The organism is Chryseobacterium proteolyticum (assembly GCF_046591535.1).
Lineage (GTDB): Bacteria > Bacteroidota > Bacteroidia > Flavobacteriales > Weeksellaceae > Chryseobacterium > Chryseobacterium proteolyticum.
In genome coordinates, this window is record NZ_JBJLWK010000001.1 from 1,081,354 (window position 1) to 1,098,236 (window position 16,883).

Genomic DNA, 16,883 nt, shown 5'->3' on the forward strand with positions numbered 1-16,883 from the left:
TGCCAGTGATTGATCAGACCTGAAGTCTATTCAGCATTCCTGTATTTTCAATTGTGAAATTTTAAAATTAAATCACCTTCAGGCAGTTTCACCATTCATAAATCAGTGATTTGATTTCTCACCAAAATTGGCGAACTTATTGCTTTAGATTTTTGGAAACTTAAAAACCATTATACCATGTCTGAAAGAATAAAAACATACAAAGAATTTTATCAGTTTTATCTTACCGAGCACAGTAAAACCGGAACCCGTATTTTTCATTTTCTGGGGACCCTTCTGGTATTTTTAGTTATTGCTTACGTTATCAGTTCAGGAAAGGAAAGGTTCTTATGGTACATTCCTATTTTTGGATATGGTTTTGCCTGGTTCAGTCACGCATTGATTGAAAGAAATAAACCGGCAACTTTCAAATATCCCATATGGTCATTAATTTCAGATTTCCGCTTATTTTTTGAACTTCTGATCGGGAAACAAAAGTTTATCACAAGATAGTCGCATTTCATGCACTATCTCACGTATAATAAATAATCAGCCCGGGTTTTGCTTCGCAAAACCCGGGCTGATTCAAACTTTTAGTTTTCAACCATTACCTTTCTCTACTTAAACCTCTTTTTAAAACTAAACTTCAGCTGGTTCATCAGTCCCGGTTCGATAATATCAATTCCAAGTCCGAAATTGCTATCAGCAACTGTGTGATGTGCAGCCCTGAATGTTTCAAATTCTTCTTGCGGGATTTCAAGATTGACCAAAGGTTTATAGTCGATGAAAACAGTTGCTCCGTTTTTGGTGATCTTCTTACGGCTTGTATAGTCAAAATAAGGGTTATTGATTGTACTTTCCTGAACCGTATATTTTTCCTCCGTATCTATTTTCTGATCCGTATACAGATTGATCTCATATTTTTCCGTATCAAAATTGTGCCAGAAAGGCAAATCTTTATGGAGGAAATCCCTGGCACTGGCTTTGATTACATTCCGGTCAAAATACATTAAAAACCGGTTGTTTTGCGGATCTACATAATAAGGATTTTCAACAGTTGCCTGATATTCGATCTTGAATTCGTTCAGCTTTTTGTCATCACTTATAATTTCTATTGAAGCGTCCTTAAAAATGTTCCTTACATCCATTCCGTTTCTGTCATTGGAATAATTCAGGCTGTAAAACAGGAAATTATTCCAGCTGTCTATCACCTCTCTTTTATTGGTATTTTTAAAATACCTTCTCATAGCGTTAGCCCTGTTGCCTTTGTATACCGTTGTTAGTTTTAATTTCCCGGTCTTATTTTCTGCATTGAACTCTACTTTTTCATCTATACAATAGTATGGATAGCGGAATGGTTTTCTCTGCTGTAATTCCTGATCTCGCTTCACTTCCAGATAGTGCATAAAATAAATAAAGCCCCTGTTTTCAATCATCCCGAACTCATCACGGATTGTAGCATCTATGAAATATTCCTCTCCTTTATAATTGATTTTCACAACCACATGATTGAATGAAAGCAACGAAGGCAAATAATATTTGATATAATAATCCGTATGATAATTAACCAAAACAACGGATGAATCGACTCCAATATAATCCAAAACAACTTTCAGCAAAACACATTTCGCCTTACAGTCCCCCTGTTTATTCTCGTAAGTTACTGACGGTTCCTGAGGCTTGTGACCATTCATTTCATCAGCATTGAATATATAATAGATATTATTCTGAACGTATTCAATGGCAAACTGGAGTTTCTCGTCCTGATTACTAATTGCATCCAGTTTTTCGACAAGTTTTGGAGCAAAATCTTTTAATGAGGACTTATTATAGATCTCTTCATATATAGGAGCAATATAATTGGAAAGATCTTTCCAGTTGCTTTCTGTTGCAAAATCAATGAAAGGAAAAATCTCACGGCTGGCATCTACAGGATTGATGTAATTTTCTTCACGGATCACAAAACGCTCCCCTTTCTTCAGATGATGAGTTTCAGGTTTTAAAACATTTCCCTGCTCATCTCTGAAAAATACTTTTTTATAGGCAACCGGCTCTTCACGTTCATTAACAAAAGTGAACTGATAACTTCCGTAAGCCCAATAATTATCAGGGCTTACCCATACGTATTTAGAAAATTCCTTCCTTAAAAAATCCCGATCGGTAAAAGCCTTTACCCTGGAATCTTCAAGGATCAGAATATCATAAAGCCTCAGATCTTTTATTGTAATATTAATCTTCTTATTACTGCTTAAGATGCCTCCGCTGCTTTGATTTTCACTATCCAGAACCTTAATTTTTGTATCTGGTATTTTATCGATCAAAACACCTTCTCGTAATACACTGATTCTATGAATATGGTAAACTTCATTTTCTTCGACCACTACATCCATTACTGAAGCCCTCTCCAGATTGGAAGGTTCGTTAAGGGTGTAAGCCATGCACACATACTCATTGCTTTCCGAATTGCTCGTGTAATAGATCTTGTCCAGAAAATAGCAATAATCCCGCCCTTCATTAATTTGTTTATTAGAGAAATCCGATTCTCTTATCTTTTCAATAAGCTGTTGATCGTCTACACTTCCCGCCCACGACTCAGGTTTTTGAATTTTGTAATTTTCAATGTGAATTTGATTATCCATATTATTATTTGCTATTTAAAATGTTTTGGTTAAAATAATTAACAGAGCGGAAATTAAATAATAAATACATAAAAAGCAAGAGTAGAACTACGACTGTTGCATACATTCTTTCGGCACAATAATTGCCAGTAAGTTTTAAAATTTAGATTTATGAAAAATATGATGACGATTGTAAGAGGAGCGCTTCCTGTATTAGCTTTGGCTGTATTAACACAATGTACAACTTCTGCAAAAGTTTCCAACGGAAATGAAAAGACTTTTATTGTTGGGCCTCAGACTGCTGATTGTACGGGAGTGGCACCTATGAAATGTCTTCAGGTAAAAGAAAATGCTTCAGAAAGCTGGACGAATTTTTATAGCAATATTGAAGGATTTACCTATGAACCGGGATACGAATATGTTTTGAAGGTAAAGACTGAAAAAATAGAGAATCCTCCTGCAGACGGATCTTCTATAAAATACACACTGATCCAACAAGTTTCCAAAACTAAAAAATAAAAAATGCCTCCTTAAAGGGAGGCATTTTTGTATAGTTGACTTATATTCTAATGTTCATGATCTTTTGGAGGTTGCGGGTATTTTCCCTTGGTTGCCTCTCCCACTGTATTAGCTGTAGTCATAGCAACAACAAGATCATTCAGCATTCCACTCGCTGCTGTAGGAGAATTAGGTAACAATACAAGATTACTTCTGCAGCTAGCCCCCACAGAATGGAGTGTATCATAATGCTGCGTCACTACAATCAGAGCAGATGCTTCATGGGAATTGATATCCACATTGTTCAGCATTCTTACAGATTCCTCAAGACCTTTTGCTATTTCTCTCCTTTGATCAGCAATCCCCTGACCCTGTAATTTTTTTGATTCTGCTTCTGCTTTTGCAACAGCTACAATCCTGATTCTTTGTGCTTCGGACTCATATTCGGCAGCTGTTTTTTCTCTTTCAGCCGCGTTGATCCTGTTCATAGCATGTTTTACCTGTTCATCCGGATCAATATCCGTTACAAGAGCTTTGATAATATCATATCCGTAGCTTTGCATTGCTTCCTGGAGCTCTGCTTTTACAGCAATTGCAATATCATCTTTCTTTAAGAAAACATCATCCAGCTTTAACTTAGGAACCTCAGCGCGTACCACATCAAAAACGTATGAGGTGATCTGGTCGTGGGGACTTTCCAAACGGTAAAATGCGTCGGCAACCTGTGTCCTGATCACCTGAAACTGAACGGAAATTTTCATTTTCACGAAAACATTATCCAAAGTCTTGGTATCGATCATAACGTCCAGCTGCTGAATTCTAAGATTCATTCTTTTAGAAATCCTGTCTAAATATGGTATTTTAAGCTGCAAACCCGCATGGCGCACAGAATGGAATTTTCCTAAACGTTCTACAATAGCTGCAGTTTCCTGTTTTACCGTAAAAAAAGAAGCAAAGAGGGTTACAAGCCCTATAAAAACAATAATGCCTAAATATGTCATAGTTTAATAATTTTAATTGATAGGTCGTATAAGATACGGTTTTGTTATATTTTTTTTAACAAAAAAATCAATTATAATTACATGGTCATGCCGATGTCGATTCCTTTGATCTTTCGGTAGAGATCAGTGGCATAATTATCGGTCATTCCCGAAACAAAATCGATCACTCCCAATACCTTCTGGTATTCTGTTCCACTATCATATAAAAACTGGTTAGGAAGAAGTTTTAAAGCCATTTTATCATATGATTTTCTTTCTTCTTTTGATTTTAAAACGGAAGGAATGAAATGATCCAACAATTCGTACATAACATTATACCCTGCGTTTTCAATTTCTACAACAGCTTTATGGTTGTATATCTTTTCGATCGAGAAGCTTTCGATATCCTGCAATGTTTTGTTATTGGATTTATAAATATCCAGCAATGCTTTATCCAGGTTCCCACGAAGAATATCTTCAAAGTTCTCTTTATAGGTTTCAATTGATTTATTGATCAGGGCATTAATAACTTTTGCCCGGAGATAAGAAATTCTTTCATTGTCATTCGAAATAGAAGCCAACTTCTGTTCTACTCTTTTGACATCCTGATTCTCAGATTTAATCAGTTCAAAGAATAGGTTTTCACAATCCGAGGTAGAAACAATCCCCAAACGATGGGCATCCTCCATATCAATAATATTATAACAAATATCATCTGCAGCTTCCACAAGCCATACAAATGGGTGTCTTTTAAAAATATGCGGCTCGTTGCTTTCGCAGATCAGGTTTGTTTTTTCTGCGATTTCCAAAAAAGTTTCCTTTTCATTCTGGAAAAAACCGAATTTTTTCCGATGAATGATTCCTTTTTGTCTTGCAATTGCCTCACAAGGGTACTTGGCAATACTTGCCAGGGTAGTTAGAGTAAGCTGAACTCCTCCTTCATCCTTGCCTTGCTGCTGATGAGCCAAAACCCTGATCGCATTGGCATTTCCCTCAAAATTCACCAGATCCGCCCATTCTTTTTCAGAAAATTTTGGTTTCAGATCTTTTTCATTTCTTTCAAAGTAGCTGGCAATAGCATCTTCTCCGGAATGTCCGAATGCCGGATTTCCCACATCATGACATAAACATGCTGCTGCTATTACATTACCTAAATTGTGCAGATAAAAATTCTTAGACTCTTCTGAAAGATCATGACTGAAACTTTCAGAAATAAACTCTCCTATGATACTCCCCAAACTTCTTCCAACTGATGAAACTTCTAATGAATGGGTGAGACGGTTATGAACAAAGACACTTCCCGGAAGTGGAAATACCTGTGTTTTATTTTGTAATCTCCTAAAGGCTGCCGAAAAGATAATTCTATCAAAATCCCTCTGAAAATCTGTTCTGGACGCTATAGTATGTGGATTATTTCCCGTACGTTGATTGGTGAAAATCTGATTTAAATTCATCATTTTTCAAAATTACTTCAAATTTTACTTTTACGGAATACTATTTGAATTTTTATAGAAAATTAAAGCTATGCCAGAAGGTCCGTCTATACTCATTATGAAAGAGAATCTCCAGGGATTTACAGGAAAAAAAGTTACCAAAGCCTGGGGAAATGCTCAATTTGAAAAAGAGCCACTTGTAGGAAAAACTCTTCTTGAAATAAGAACTTTCGGAAAGCAAACCTATCTTGTTTTTGATACAGTAAGTGTGCGTATTCATTTGTTGATGTTCGGTTCTTATGAAATTAACGAACAAACAAAGCCGGACAAAAGCTTACGTTTAGCGTTAGCCTTCAAAACGGGAAGCATGTATTTTTATACCTGTTCTGTAAAAATGGTGGATTCAGAATTCCTGTCCACCATAGATTGGGAAGCCGATGTTATGAGTGACCAATGGGATCCTAAAAAAGCAGAAAAGAAACTAAAAGCGAATCCACAAATGATGGTTTGTGATGCTTTGATGAATCAGGATATTTTTTCAGGAGTCGGGAATATTATCAAAAACGAAGTTCTTTTCAGAATCGGAGTTCAGCCTGAAAGCCTTATCGGAAATCTTCCTCCCAGAAAACGTAAAGAACTTATTCATGAAGCCCGGAATTACAGTTTCGAATTTTTACAATGGAAAAAGGAATTCGTGCTGAAAAAGCACTGGCTGGTTCACACCAAAAGCACCTGTCCGAAGTGTGGACGTAAACTTATAAAAAAGCAAACCGGTCTTGGTAAGAGGCGTAGCTTCTATTGCGAAAAAGATCAAAAACTGTATTAACCCCAAAACTTTAATTTCGAAACTACAACAAAACCGACATTCTGTCTTCAAATAAAAGCCTTTGCCATTTGCGAAGTCCTAAACTAAATAATTAAAATTTTAGTACATCTCATTTAACTTAGTGGGTAAATCATTATCCAACTCCCAACACAGCAAATTTTTTCACATTAAATATTGAATTGCCGCCAAAATAATGGTGGTCAGGTGAACCATTGTGCATTATCAAAACTTGTTAATTATTTAATTATGTCCATTCCAAAACAGATTTTTCAAACATTCAAGTCTAAAAAATTACCTTTAATTACTCAATGGCATATTTGGCGAATGAAGAGAAAAAATCCGGAATACCAATATCATTTCTATGATGATAACGATATCCAAAAATTCATCACGGAGGAATTTCCTCCCCAGTATATTGAAAATTACAATAAGCTAACCATTGGCGCGGCAAAAGCTGATTTTTTCAGATATGCTGTTTTATATAAAAAAGGAGGAATCTATCTTGATGTAGACAGTGCCATCACAAGACCTTTAAGGGATCTCATTAAAGATGATGATGATGCTGTAATAAGCAGAGAAAGACATGATGGCTTGTTTGTTCAATGGGCACTTATATTCAATAAAAATCACCCTTTTCTAAAAAAGACTCTGGACCTTATGCTGGACAATATCGAAACCCACCGATATCCCCACAATATCCATGCTACTACTGGCCCAACGGTTTATAGCGAAGCAATCAGCCAGAGTTTGAAAGAAAATTCAAATATCTCCTATAGATTATTTCCGGGAATTGAGTTCAGAGGTTATCTACAATTCAAATATAAGCTGGGAAAATTCTTCCTGTATGAAAAAAAAAGCAGAACACTGGAAGAAAAAACAGACAACCCAGGATATTATTAAACAAAATCACGTAACATTGCTTCTTGTTATCCCTACTTTGATGGAATTTATCATTTAATTATCAACGGTATTCTATTTTCAAAAAAATTAGTGCCCATTTCATTGGAAACATTTTAAAATCACAAACATAAATTTTAATTTTGTAATCCGCCAATAACGGTCAAATAAAAGAGTTTCCTATGATTAATATCAACGATTTTATTGATGAGTTTTTTGATTTCACCGCCAACAACCAGCTTTTTCCCTGGGAAGTTATCAACCATCTGGATGATCTTCTGGCAGAAAAATTCAATCAACTGACTGATGAATATGAAATTTCGGGTAATATTGCTATCCATAAAACGGCTACAATAGAGCAGAATGTTATTTTCAAAGACAGGATCATCATCGGAGAAAACTCTTTTGTTGGTGCCAATGCATATCTCAGAGGTCCTGTTTTTGTAGGAAAAAATTCCAAAATCGGTCCCGGATGTGAAATCAAACAAAGCATCATATATAATGATACTGCCATTGCTCATTTTAATTATATAGGAAACAGCATTATCGGAAACCGGATTAATTTTGAAGCAGGTTCCATCTGTGCAAATCATTATAATGAAAGAAAAGATAAAGAGATTTCGGTTCTTTTTAATAATGAGATCATCAGAACCCAGACTTATAAGTTGGGCTCTCTCGTAGGTGATGATTCACGGATCGGAGCGAATGCCGTATTATCTCCTGGAACTATATTACCTAAAGAGAGTATTGTCAGAAGGCTGGAACTTATCGAACAGGTAAAGGCTGATCAGTAAAAATTAATTCTTTTCTTCTTAGTCTTTCTTTCACTACCCAAATCATTGCAAATAAAAGAAACTTTATAATCTGCAAAAGCGAAATTACATAACCCTATGTAAATGGTTTATTGAAATACCTATGACTTAACAGTAACCCATTCTGCTAGTGTGTCCCCATTTTAGAAAAAAGGTTAATCACAATTACTCCTATTACGATCAAGGCAATACCAATAATAGCAGGCAAATCAGGAACCTGCTTAAATACTACCATTCCAATGATGGTAATGCATATAATTCCAACACCTGACCAGATCGCATACGTAATTCCTATCGGAACATGACGCAGTGTAAGACTCAGAAAATAAAAAGCCGCCGAATACCCTGCAATAGTAACAATAGAGGGTATAAGCTTCGAAAACTCCTCGGATTTCTTTAAAAACGTTGTGGCAATAATTTCAAAAACAATGGCAAGGATAAGAAAGAGATAACTGCGTCCCATTAAAAAATCTTTTAGTCACAAAAATAGCAAAAGTGACAGTCTTAATTCAGTTCAATTTTTGTCCATTATTAAATCTTCGTAATGATCTATTTTCTATACAATTTGAAAAATAAATTTTATTAATATTTAATTTTTAATTTATCACTTTAAAGTGGCTTATCTCTTTTTCGGTTTTCCGATAATATGCACTGCATTCCTTTTATCAATCTTTAAATACAGAACGGAAATCTTTTATCAAATTAATAATTTTTACGAATAACATAATAATAATACACATATTTTTTCAAAAATATATTAAATTAATGTAAACAAATAATAACAAAAGCAACACCAAGCTAACACCTAAATACCTGATAAACATCACAATTATTCTATTTGGCATGTCATTTGAAAGCTGTAATATTGCAATTAGAAAATTAGCAAAGAAAGTATAATTAAAATTTTAAAAAAACAAAAATGGTAACCTACGCTTTTATCGCAACATGTATAGTAGTATTCGCTTCTTATTTTACAACAGTTAGAAGAGAAAGAAATTAATAAAAGAGTTATACTGCATTCAGTTTTACACTATTTATTAATTGTATTGTTTATGTTTGCCATCTGATTCTGTCAGATCGCCGCTCTTTTACTCAGTAAGAGTAAAAGAGCCCCAAACATAAACCCAATGATTCAAGAACTTACCTTTATAGAGAAATCAGTTTTCACTCAACTGAATCTAACAATTTCACATTTACACCCCGATTCAGAAAGCGAAGAATACCTAGGGTATAACTTCCGACTTAATCAATATCATATCAAATTCAGAAAGGCTAAGACAACTCCGATAAAAAACGGCCAGTTTGTTACGCTATGGAAAAGAAATCAACAGACCCAACAAACCGGACCTTTTACCATTTCAGATCCTTTTGATTTTTACATGATTTACACAGAACTCCAAGACAAGGCCGGTTTTTTCTTTTTTCCAAAACAAATTCTTGCAAGACAACATATAATAACATCCTCCGCCAAAGAAGGAAAACGCGGATTCAGAATATATCCGAACTGGGACATCCCGGTCAACAAACAGGCTGCAAAAACAAAAAGCTGGCAGGAAAAATTTTCATTGACTTCTCAGAAACTGACCATATGGAAAGAATTCGGGAAATTTTATCTGTTTCACATCGCGCTTAATACACTTTGAAATATTTATCTTTGCACTTCAGTATATTTTGGTAAAACCCATCTTTAAATTATTCAAAGGCATGAATCTGTACAACCTTATTATTCAAGACAAAGAAGAGGTTACCCTTAATGATGTATTTCTTGAAACCTCCAATAGGGAACAGTTTGTACAGCTGATTAAAGAACATACATACATCAAAGAACTCCAGGAATATGGACTTCCTGTTAATAATAAAATTTTACTGCAGGGAAGTTCAGGGTGCGGAAAGACAATGACAGCAAAAGCTATTGCTAATGCATTGGGTAAAAATATCATTGTGCTCAATCTCAGTAACATTGTATCCTCCAGGATAGGAGAAACTTCGCAGAACATAAAAATGATCTTTGATAAAGCAGGTCGCGAAAGATCGGTTCTTTTTCTGGATGAACTTGATCAGATCGGAAAAGCCAGAGGTAGTGATGATAAGGATGTAGGGGAAATGAGAAGACTTGTTAATACCCTACTCCAGCTTATTGATTATTACCCGGAAAATTCTTTATTGCTTTGTGCAACCAACCATCCGGAAATTATTGACACCGCATTATTGCGACGTTTCCAATTGAAAATCAATTACGAAATGCCTTCCAAAGAATTTTTAGATCAATTTTATGACAGCCTCTTAGCACGGTTTCCAGAGGATATTAAGGATATTAAGCGCCAATACAACATTTCCTTTGCCGAAGCTAAAGATTATGCATTTACTATTGTTAAAGGAAACCTTATTAAAAAGCTGGAAGCACAGAGAGAATCCGCCAAAATATAAAGACTCATCATATCAATTTTTTATCGCCTCTATTTTTTTGATATCTGTAAAACCACTGTACAGCTATAGTTTTGAATTATATATTATTCAAAACATATAACTCTATAATAATTCACATACATTCGGCATATTTATTGATGATAATCCACTAATAACCAAACATATATACACATGATAAAAAAACTACCCTCTATTTGCTTATTAATAGCAGCATTATTCCTATTTTCCTGTGAAAAAGGTAATAATAGTTACCACGGTAATGAAAGCCAAAATGCAATTGAAATAACCTCAATTATCACATTTAGCATTATGGCGATAGCGCTTCTGATAGCGTATACATCAACAAGAAGGAAACATTAGAAAATGTAAACAAAAACCCACTCAAAAGATGAGTGGGTTTTATATTTATTGGTTAGAACTTTCTATTACATATAAGCTTCAATAGGCTCACAAGTACAAACCAGATTTCTATCTCCATAAGCTTCATCCACTCTTGAAACAGAAGCAAAGAACTTATGATCTCTTACCCAGTCAAGAGGATAAGCTGCTTTCTCTCTGCTATATGGTTTATCCCATGAATCAGAGATAACAAGCTGTTCTGTGTGCGGAGCGTTTTTCAACACGTTATTTGCCGGATCAGCTTCTCCGTTGGCAATCTCATCAATTTCTTTTTTGATAGCAATTAAAGCTTCTGCAAAACGGTCAATTTCAGACTTACTTTCAGATTCAGTAGGCTCAATCATCAATGTTCCTGCAACAGGGAAAGATACGGTAGGAGCATGGAAACCATAATCCATTAATCTTTTAGCTACGTCAGCCACCTCAATTCCCAAAGTTTTAAACTGACGGAAATCTACGATACATTCGTGAGCTACTTTTCCATTTTTGTTTGAATATAAAATAGGGAAATGCTCTGCTAAAATCTCTTTCAGATAGTTGGCATTCAGAATAGCATGCTCAGTAGCTTTTTTCAATCCTGAAGCTCCAAGCATCTTAATGTATGCATATGAAATATTAAGGATCAATCCTGAACCGTAAGGAGCTGCAGAGATTCCTTCAATAGCTTCTTTAGTTCCCACTTTAATGTTGGCATTGGTAGGCAAGAAAGGCACCAGATGTTTTGCAACACAGATTGGTCCTACTCCAGGTCCTCCACCTCCATGTGGAATAGCAAAAGTTTTGTGAAGATTCAAGTGGCATACATCCGCTCCGATGTTTCCAGGACTTGTATATCCTACCTGAGCGTTCATATTGGCACCATCCATATATACTTGTCCGCCATGCTGGTGGATAAGATTGGTAATTTCAATAATGTTGGCATCAAAGAATCCGTATGTAGACGGATATGTAATCATTACACATGACAGGTTTTCAGAATGCTGTTCTGTTTTAGCTTTTAAATCGTCGAAATCAATCTCCCCGCTTTCAAGGTTTTTAACTACTACGATCTTCATTCCCGCCATTGCCGCAGAGGCCGGATTTGTTCCGTGTGCAGACTGAGGGATCAATACTACATTTCTATGACCTTCTCCTCTTGAAATATGATATTCTCTGATGACCATCAATCCTGCATATTCTCCCTGCGCACCAGAATTTGGCTGAAGTGAAGTTCCTGCAAAACCGGTAATTTTAGCCAGATCTTTTTCTAATTCACGGATCATTTCCTGATACCCTCCTGCCTGATCTACCGGTACAAACGGGTGGATACTTCCCCAGTTATCCCACGAAAGCGGAAGCATTTCAGTTGCAGCATTCAGTTTCATTGTACAAGAACCCAGTGAAATCATTGAATGCGTTAATGATAAATCTTTTCTTTCCAGACGTTTGATGTAACGCATCAACTCTGTTTCTGTATGATATTTATTGAATACTTCTTCCGTAAGAATCTCATCTTTTCTCAAATTCTCTTCAGGAATACTGTATCCTTCTTTTATTTCAAGTTTGAACGTCTGCTTATCTTTGAATTGCGCGAAAGAAGCCATCAGAACATTTAGTTTTTCCAATGTTGTACTTTCATTGATAGCAATACTTACAACTCCTTCTGTGAAATAGTTCAGATTAAGCTTATGGTCAAGCATCATTCTTGACAATCTTCCTTTTTCATCTTCACTCATCTCAATTTTTACCGTATCAAAGATAGGTTCCTCAACAGTCTGATACCCTAAAGCTTTTAAACCTCCTTTCAGAGCATTGGCTTTAAAATGAATCTGGTCAGCGATATAATTCAATCCTTTAGGACCATGATATACGGCATACATTCCAGCCATTACTGCTAAAAGTACCTGAGCTGTACAGATATTGGAAGTTGCTCTTTCTCTCTTAATATGCTGTTCTCTGGTCTGTAAAGCCATTCTTAAGGCACGCTTTCCATACATATCCTGAGAAACTCCGATGATTCTTCCCGGAATATCTCTTTTATAATCTTCTTTACAAGAGAAGAATGCTGCGTGAGGTCCTCCATAGCCTAATGGAATACCAAATCTCTGAGTAGTCCCTACGGCACAGTCAGCTCCCATTGAAGCCGGTGATTTCAACTTAACCAAAGCCATTGGATCACAAGCCACAGCAACCTGAAGGTCTAATTTCTTGTATTCTACAATGTCCTCTGTATAATCCAGAACAATCCCGTTCTTACCAGGATATTGCAATAGAACTCCATAATAGGATCCATCTAACTGGTGGGTTTTATGATCACCTTCTACGATTTCTATACCAAGTCCTTCTGCCTTTGTCTTTAAAACGGAAACCGTTTGAGGCAAAACAAGATCAGAAACAAAAAACTTATTTGCATCGACTTTTTTCTGGTCCTTTGTTCTGTTATTAAAGAACATATGCATTGCTTCTGCAGCAGCAGTAGATTCATCCAGCAATGAAGCATTTGCCAAAGCAAAACCTGTAAGATCACACACAACAGTCTGGAAATTCAAAAGAGCTTCCAATCTCCCCTGAGCGATTTCCGCCTGGTAAGGTGTGTAAGCTGTATACCAGCTTGGGTTTTCAAAAATATTTCTTTGAATAGCCGATGGTAAAAGCGTATTGTGATATCCAAAACCGATATAACTGGTATAATCAGTATTTTTTGAGGCCAATTCTTTTGAATGAATAAGCATCTGATATTCTGAAAGCGGTTCGGAAATATCAAGGTCTTTTTCTAAACGGATAGAAGAAGGGATGGTTTGAGAAATTAACTCTTCGATACTTGAAACGCCGACTCTTTCTAACATCGCCTGCTTATCGGCTTCATTAATAGAAATGTGACGGCTCACAAACTGTTCTGTATTCATTTTTTTTATTAGATTTTGTTTGTAAAAAAGATGGGTAAAATTACAATTTTTTAAGGGATTCTACAATAGTCAAAAATTACTGACAGATATTGATAATTACTATTATTCCATAAACGTTTGTTTAAAAAAACAAGGGCACGAATACAAAAAATACAAGAAAAATTTCACGCCATTTTTCTAATTTTTATTTCATAATTCTAATAAAATACGGAATACTTAATGGGTAAAACTCCTTTTCATAGAATATTTATACTTTTCATTTTTACAAGGACTAAAATTTTCAACAAATACCCACAGAAAATAATTTTGTAGTTTCATCCGAAAATTTAGAAATACAAGTCCGATAAGAAGGTAAGCCCTACACCAATCAATATCATTCAGCTCCTATGAATACATAAACTACACAATTAAAAAATCAAAAACACAACACAATGACGAAAAAAAAAACACAAAAGGCTGATGGTCTCATTTATCTTTATATCCCTATTCAACGTAAAAGGCCAGGTAAAAATAATAACCCGGCAGTCAGGAGGGTCATCTCCTGAAAATTCGGGTGATACATGGTCTGCCTACGTAAAAGGCTTTATTCAAACCGATGCCATGCTCGATTTTCAGGAAATGGGATTTAAAGACGGATTCATAGCTCCTTCTATAGCAATACCCCAAAACAATTCGGTAAACAGTAACTTCAGCATTAAACAATCGCAAATAGGCTTTGGAATAAAACAGATGGATGAAAATGGAAATTCGGATCTGTCGGCTTACACAGAAATCGATTTCCTGGGTCCCAACGGAACTACTGCCCCAAGGTTTCGCCAAGGGTATATCAAATGGAAGAAATTATTGATCGGACAAACCTGGAGTAACTTCAGTGATTTTGATATTTTCCCCAATATTTTTGATTTTGTAGGGCCTAACGGAACCATGTTCATCAGAACGGTTCAGATCCGCTACTCAACACCTTTATCGAAAAAAGAAAGTCTTTCCCTTTCTCTGGAAGATCCTGATGCGGCGAGCATATTTCTTCCTAATAACGCTCCGAACTGGAAGAAGAAATCTATCCTTCCCATCTTCACAGCTGTATACAGATATGGCAATACAAGAGACTACTGTAAGCTGGGAACAATGGTTTCACCCATAAGCTATGAAATAAAAAATGATGAACAAAAGCACACGGATGCCAATACAATTCTCGGATATAGCGGAATGGTTTCTGCCCGGCTTTATAGTGGGACATTAAGTAATTTCAGATTCCAGTCTTCATACGGAAAAGGATATTCCAGCTATAATGTAGTTTTAAACGGTGAAAAATATGATGCGATCCCTGACATGGCCAACAACAGGCTGGTGGCTTTGAATTTATTCAATATTGTAGGCATCTATGAACATTGGTGGAATCCAAAACTGAGCTCGGTCATTTATTACAGCTTCTCTCAATTGGGAAGAAAGGATTTTGTTCCGGATACGATGATCCATAATTTTCAGAATTCAGGAATTAACCTGGCCTTTCAACCGCGTAAGAAACTAAGAATGGGTATCGAAGGAACTTACGGAATGCTGAAAAACTTTGGTCGGCAAAAAGCAAATATATTCCGGATCCAGCTTTCATCTTCTCTTTCTTTTTAAAAAACACTGTTAAAAAGGGGTAATCATAAAGATTTCAACAAACTGATTTTCAGTGATAAAATTTTTAATGAAAATTTATTAATTATATTTATTCTAAATTAATATATTTGCAACATGAATATGATTACCCCTTTTAAAGTACCGCCCTTAAGCCCTGTATATTCTTTTAATAATGAAGATATGTATTGCGAAAAAAAAATCCTGTTGCAAGAAATTCAAAAAAAGGAAAAAGATGTAAAAAGTGTCCGGGAAGGAAAAAAAATGGCTTAATCTAGCTAAAACTTTTTATCAGAAAATAACCGGCTAAAACCAAAAGTATAACCGCCGCAATAATCTGAATAACTTTCGGCTGTCCCTTAGGATTCACGGCTGTCCGTGGCTGACTCTTAAACAGATCTTCGGCGCCACTTCTAAATTTCTCCGTGTTACTTTCAAACACTTCCGTAATCGTAATTCCCTGCACCACCGTTTTGTGTAATAATGAATTGGTTGCGTGCAGCAAAAGCTGGAATTTACCATCTTTAAATTCCGTAATCTTAAACGTCCTTTCACCATAAGCCTTTTCCAGTCCAAACGGAAGAACCTTTACCACATCAGCATTACTTGTCTGCCAGTTGATAATGATCTCTTCTCCTTTTTTAGCATGAATTTTATTAGAGGTAAACGTTTTAATCGCCGGTGGAACATTATACCTGAAACTCTTCTGATGACTCTCCAAATTCTGATCATAGGCCCGTCTTCTTGAAGAATCGCTGAGCGTTTCGTAGGCTTCCTGAATTTCACGGAACCGGTCTGCAAAAAAATCATCATTTTCATTCTTATCCGGATGATATTTTAATGATAATTTTCTATAAGCCTTTTTGATGTCTTCTTCTGAAGCATCCTGAGAAATACCGAGAAAATAGTAGTAATCTTTCATGTAGAACCCTACAAAAGTAAGAATTTATTTTTCTAAATGCCCTTAAACATATACGATTTTTGTCATTGTAAACTAAGAGATTATTTCTTTATCCTCACTTTCAAGATACTCTGGACAAGTCTCAAAGCTCAGGTTGGTTTAAAGATGAAGGAAAATAAAAGACTTTTGTATCGTCCAATCTGCAGAGACGAAATCTCCTGCTTTGCCAATCCGTATATTCAAAATTTCATTAAAAAATTACGGCGCGGGAAGCAAAGCTTCCCGCGCCGTAATTAAACAATTTCAATTGAGTAATGATGATTAAGCTTTCGCTGCTTCATGTCTTCTGTGGCATCTGGATTTAAATTCTTTTTTGAATTTTCCTTTTAATTCCTCATACTGCTCATTATTCATTTCTCTGATTTTATCTGCAAGCCCGAAAGGTGATCTTTCTTTGATTCCGTATTCATCAAAAATACCTCTGATAAATCTTTTTCTTTCTGCCATTTTTTTTGACTGCTAATGCTACGCCTACTACAGCTAATGCTCCAAGAGCACCTTTTAATACTGAATTTTTCATTTTTTCAAAATTTTAAATTTTACTA

15 protein-coding genes are annotated in these 16,883 nt (G+C 35.6%); 8 read left to right on the forward strand and 7 right to left on the reverse strand.

The window, feature by feature from the left end; translation table 11 throughout:
• The first annotated feature begins 177 nt into the window (after window positions 1-177).
• Window positions 178-492, forward strand: a complete 315-nt coding sequence (locus ACJ5H0_RS05025; RefSeq protein ID WP_411247787.1) for an Mpo1-like protein — start codon at window positions 178-180, stop codon at window positions 490-492.
• A 104-nt stretch (window positions 493-596) separates the two neighbouring features.
• Here ACJ5H0_RS05025 and ACJ5H0_RS05030 read toward each other — a convergent pair whose 3' ends face one another.
• Entirely contained in the window at window positions 597-2,618 is a 2,022-nt protein-coding gene (locus tag ACJ5H0_RS05030) for a hypothetical protein (RefSeq protein ID WP_411247789.1), read from the reverse strand.
• Window positions 2,619-2,768: 150 nt separating this feature from the next.
• Here ACJ5H0_RS05030 and ACJ5H0_RS05035 point away from each other — a divergent pair, with 150 nt between their 5' ends.
• Complete coding sequence (locus ACJ5H0_RS05035; RefSeq protein ID WP_172278784.1) at window positions 2,769-3,116, forward strand: DUF4377 domain-containing protein; 348 nt, start codon at window positions 2,769-2,771, stop codon at window positions 3,114-3,116.
• A gap of 47 nt (window positions 3,117-3,163) precedes the next feature.
• Here the strand turns inward: ACJ5H0_RS05035 and ACJ5H0_RS05040 are convergent, their stop codons facing one another.
• Window positions 3,164-4,096: an SPFH domain-containing protein gene (locus ACJ5H0_RS05040; RefSeq protein WP_411247793.1), complete on the reverse strand. Its 933-nt coding sequence runs from the start codon at window positions 4,094-4,096 to the stop codon at window positions 3,164-3,166.
• Between the two features lie 77 nt (window positions 4,097-4,173).
• A complete protein-coding gene (locus tag ACJ5H0_RS05045; RefSeq protein WP_411248065.1) occupies window positions 4,174-5,529 on the reverse strand; it encodes a deoxyguanosinetriphosphate triphosphohydrolase in 1,356 nt (451 codons plus the stop codon).
• 70 nt (window positions 5,530-5,599) lie between these two features.
• Here ACJ5H0_RS05045 and ACJ5H0_RS05050 point away from each other — a divergent pair, with 70 nt between their 5' ends.
• From ACJ5H0_RS05050 to ACJ5H0_RS05060, 3 genes are all read left to right on the forward strand, one after another.
• On the forward strand, window positions 5,600-6,334 hold the full coding sequence (locus ACJ5H0_RS05050) for a DNA-formamidopyrimidine glycosylase family protein (protein WP_273648300.1): 735 nt from the start codon (window positions 5,600-5,602) through the stop codon (window positions 6,332-6,334).
• 324 nt (window positions 6,335-6,658) lie between these two features.
• Entirely contained in the window at window positions 6,659-7,234 is a 576-nt protein-coding gene (locus ACJ5H0_RS05055; protein WP_411247797.1) for a glycosyltransferase family 32 protein, read from the forward strand.
• A 179-nt stretch (window positions 7,235-7,413) separates the two neighbouring features.
• A complete protein-coding gene (locus ACJ5H0_RS05060) occupies window positions 7,414-8,025 on the forward strand; it encodes a DapH/DapD/GlmU-related protein (RefSeq protein ID WP_411247799.1) in 612 nt (203 codons plus the stop codon).
• A 145-nt stretch (window positions 8,026-8,170) separates the two neighbouring features.
• On the opposite strand, the gene ACJ5H0_RS05065 is transcribed toward ACJ5H0_RS05060, so the two are convergent.
• Window positions 8,171-8,506, reverse strand: a complete 336-nt coding sequence (locus ACJ5H0_RS05065) for a DMT family transporter (RefSeq protein ID WP_411247802.1) — start codon at window positions 8,504-8,506, stop codon at window positions 8,171-8,173.
• 664 nt (window positions 8,507-9,170) lie between these two features.
• Between ACJ5H0_RS05065 and ACJ5H0_RS05070 the strand changes: the two genes are divergently transcribed.
• Both ACJ5H0_RS05070 and ACJ5H0_RS05075 read left to right on the forward strand, forming a co-directional pair.
• Entirely contained in the window at window positions 9,171-9,686 is a 516-nt protein-coding gene (locus tag ACJ5H0_RS05070; protein WP_411247804.1) for a MepB family protein, read from the forward strand.
• A gap of 61 nt (window positions 9,687-9,747) precedes the next feature.
• On the forward strand, window positions 9,748-10,470 hold the full coding sequence (locus tag ACJ5H0_RS05075) for an AAA family ATPase (protein ID WP_172278798.1): 723 nt from the start codon (window positions 9,748-9,750) through the stop codon (window positions 10,468-10,470).
• Window positions 10,471-10,895: 425 nt separating this feature from the next.
• Here the strand turns inward: ACJ5H0_RS05075 and gcvP are convergent, their stop codons facing one another.
• Window positions 10,896-13,754: an aminomethyl-transferring glycine dehydrogenase gene (gcvP, locus tag ACJ5H0_RS05080; RefSeq protein WP_345987899.1), complete on the reverse strand. Its 2,859-nt coding sequence runs from the start codon at window positions 13,752-13,754 to the stop codon at window positions 10,896-10,898.
• Window positions 13,755-14,213: 459 nt separating this feature from the next.
• On the opposite strand from gcvP, the gene ACJ5H0_RS05085 reads away from it, so the two are divergent.
• Window positions 14,214-15,380 (forward strand): DcaP family trimeric outer membrane transporter, encoded by a 1,167-nt coding sequence (locus ACJ5H0_RS05085; RefSeq protein ID WP_411247807.1) that lies wholly within the window; start codon window positions 14,214-14,216, stop codon window positions 15,378-15,380.
• Window positions 15,381-15,651: 271 nt separating this feature from the next.
• Here ACJ5H0_RS05085 and ACJ5H0_RS05090 read toward each other — a convergent pair whose 3' ends face one another.
• The gene (locus ACJ5H0_RS05090; RefSeq protein ID WP_273648306.1) at window positions 15,652-16,299 is read right to left on the reverse strand and encodes a J domain-containing protein; all 648 of its coding nucleotides are present in this window, start codon (window positions 16,297-16,299) and stop codon (window positions 15,652-15,654) included.
• Window positions 16,300-16,599: 300 nt separating this feature from the next.
• Window positions 16,600-16,785 carry a hypothetical protein gene (locus tag ACJ5H0_RS05095; RefSeq protein WP_411247809.1) on the reverse strand — a complete coding sequence of 62 codons (186 nt, stop codon included), beginning with the start codon at window positions 16,783-16,785 and terminating at the stop codon, window positions 16,600-16,602.
• Window positions 16,786-16,883: the final 98 nt, after the last annotated feature.

What these genes read in the sequence shown, in the direction of transcription:
- ACJ5H0_RS05025 (WP_411247787.1), top strand. Translation starts at nt 178, where the DNA reads ATGTCTGAAAGAATAAAAACATACAAAGAATTTTATCAGTTTTATCTT.
- ACJ5H0_RS05030 (WP_411247789.1), bottom strand. Translation starts at nt 2,618, where the DNA reads ATGGATAATCAAATTCACATTGAAAATTACAAAATTCAAAAACCTGAG.
- ACJ5H0_RS05035 (WP_172278784.1), top strand. Translation starts at nt 2,769, where the DNA reads ATGAAAAATATGATGACGATTGTAAGAGGAGCGCTTCCTGTATTAGCT.
- ACJ5H0_RS05040 (WP_411247793.1), bottom strand. Translation starts at nt 4,096, where the DNA reads ATGACATATTTAGGCATTATTGTTTTTATAGGGCTTGTAACCCTCTTT.
- ACJ5H0_RS05045 (WP_411248065.1), bottom strand. Translation starts at nt 5,529, where the DNA reads ATGAATTTAAATCAGATTTTCACCAATCAACGTACGGGAAATAATCCA.
- ACJ5H0_RS05050 (WP_273648300.1), top strand. Translation starts at nt 5,600, where the DNA reads ATGCCAGAAGGTCCGTCTATACTCATTATGAAAGAGAATCTCCAGGGA.
- ACJ5H0_RS05055 (WP_411247797.1), top strand. Translation starts at nt 6,659, where the DNA reads ATGAAGAGAAAAAATCCGGAATACCAATATCATTTCTATGATGATAAC.
- ACJ5H0_RS05060 (WP_411247799.1), top strand. Translation starts at nt 7,414, where the DNA reads ATGATTAATATCAACGATTTTATTGATGAGTTTTTTGATTTCACCGCC.
- ACJ5H0_RS05065 (WP_411247802.1), bottom strand. Translation starts at nt 8,506, where the DNA reads ATGGGACGCAGTTATCTCTTTCTTATCCTTGCCATTGTTTTTGAAATT.
- ACJ5H0_RS05070 (WP_411247804.1), top strand. Translation starts at nt 9,171, where the DNA reads ATGATTCAAGAACTTACCTTTATAGAGAAATCAGTTTTCACTCAACTG.
- ACJ5H0_RS05075 (WP_172278798.1), top strand. Translation starts at nt 9,748, where the DNA reads ATGAATCTGTACAACCTTATTATTCAAGACAAAGAAGAGGTTACCCTT.
- gcvP (WP_345987899.1), bottom strand. Translation starts at nt 13,754, where the DNA reads ATGAATACAGAACAGTTTGTGAGCCGTCACATTTCTATTAATGAAGCC.
- ACJ5H0_RS05085 (WP_411247807.1), top strand. Translation starts at nt 14,214, where the DNA reads ATGGTCTCATTTATCTTTATATCCCTATTCAACGTAAAAGGCCAGGTA.
- ACJ5H0_RS05090 (WP_273648306.1), bottom strand. Translation starts at nt 16,299, where the DNA reads ATGAAAGATTACTACTATTTTCTCGGTATTTCTCAGGATGCTTCAGAA.
- ACJ5H0_RS05095 (WP_411247809.1), bottom strand. Translation starts at nt 16,785, where the DNA reads ATGGCAGAAAGAAAAAGATTTATCAGAGGTATTTTTGATGAATACGGA.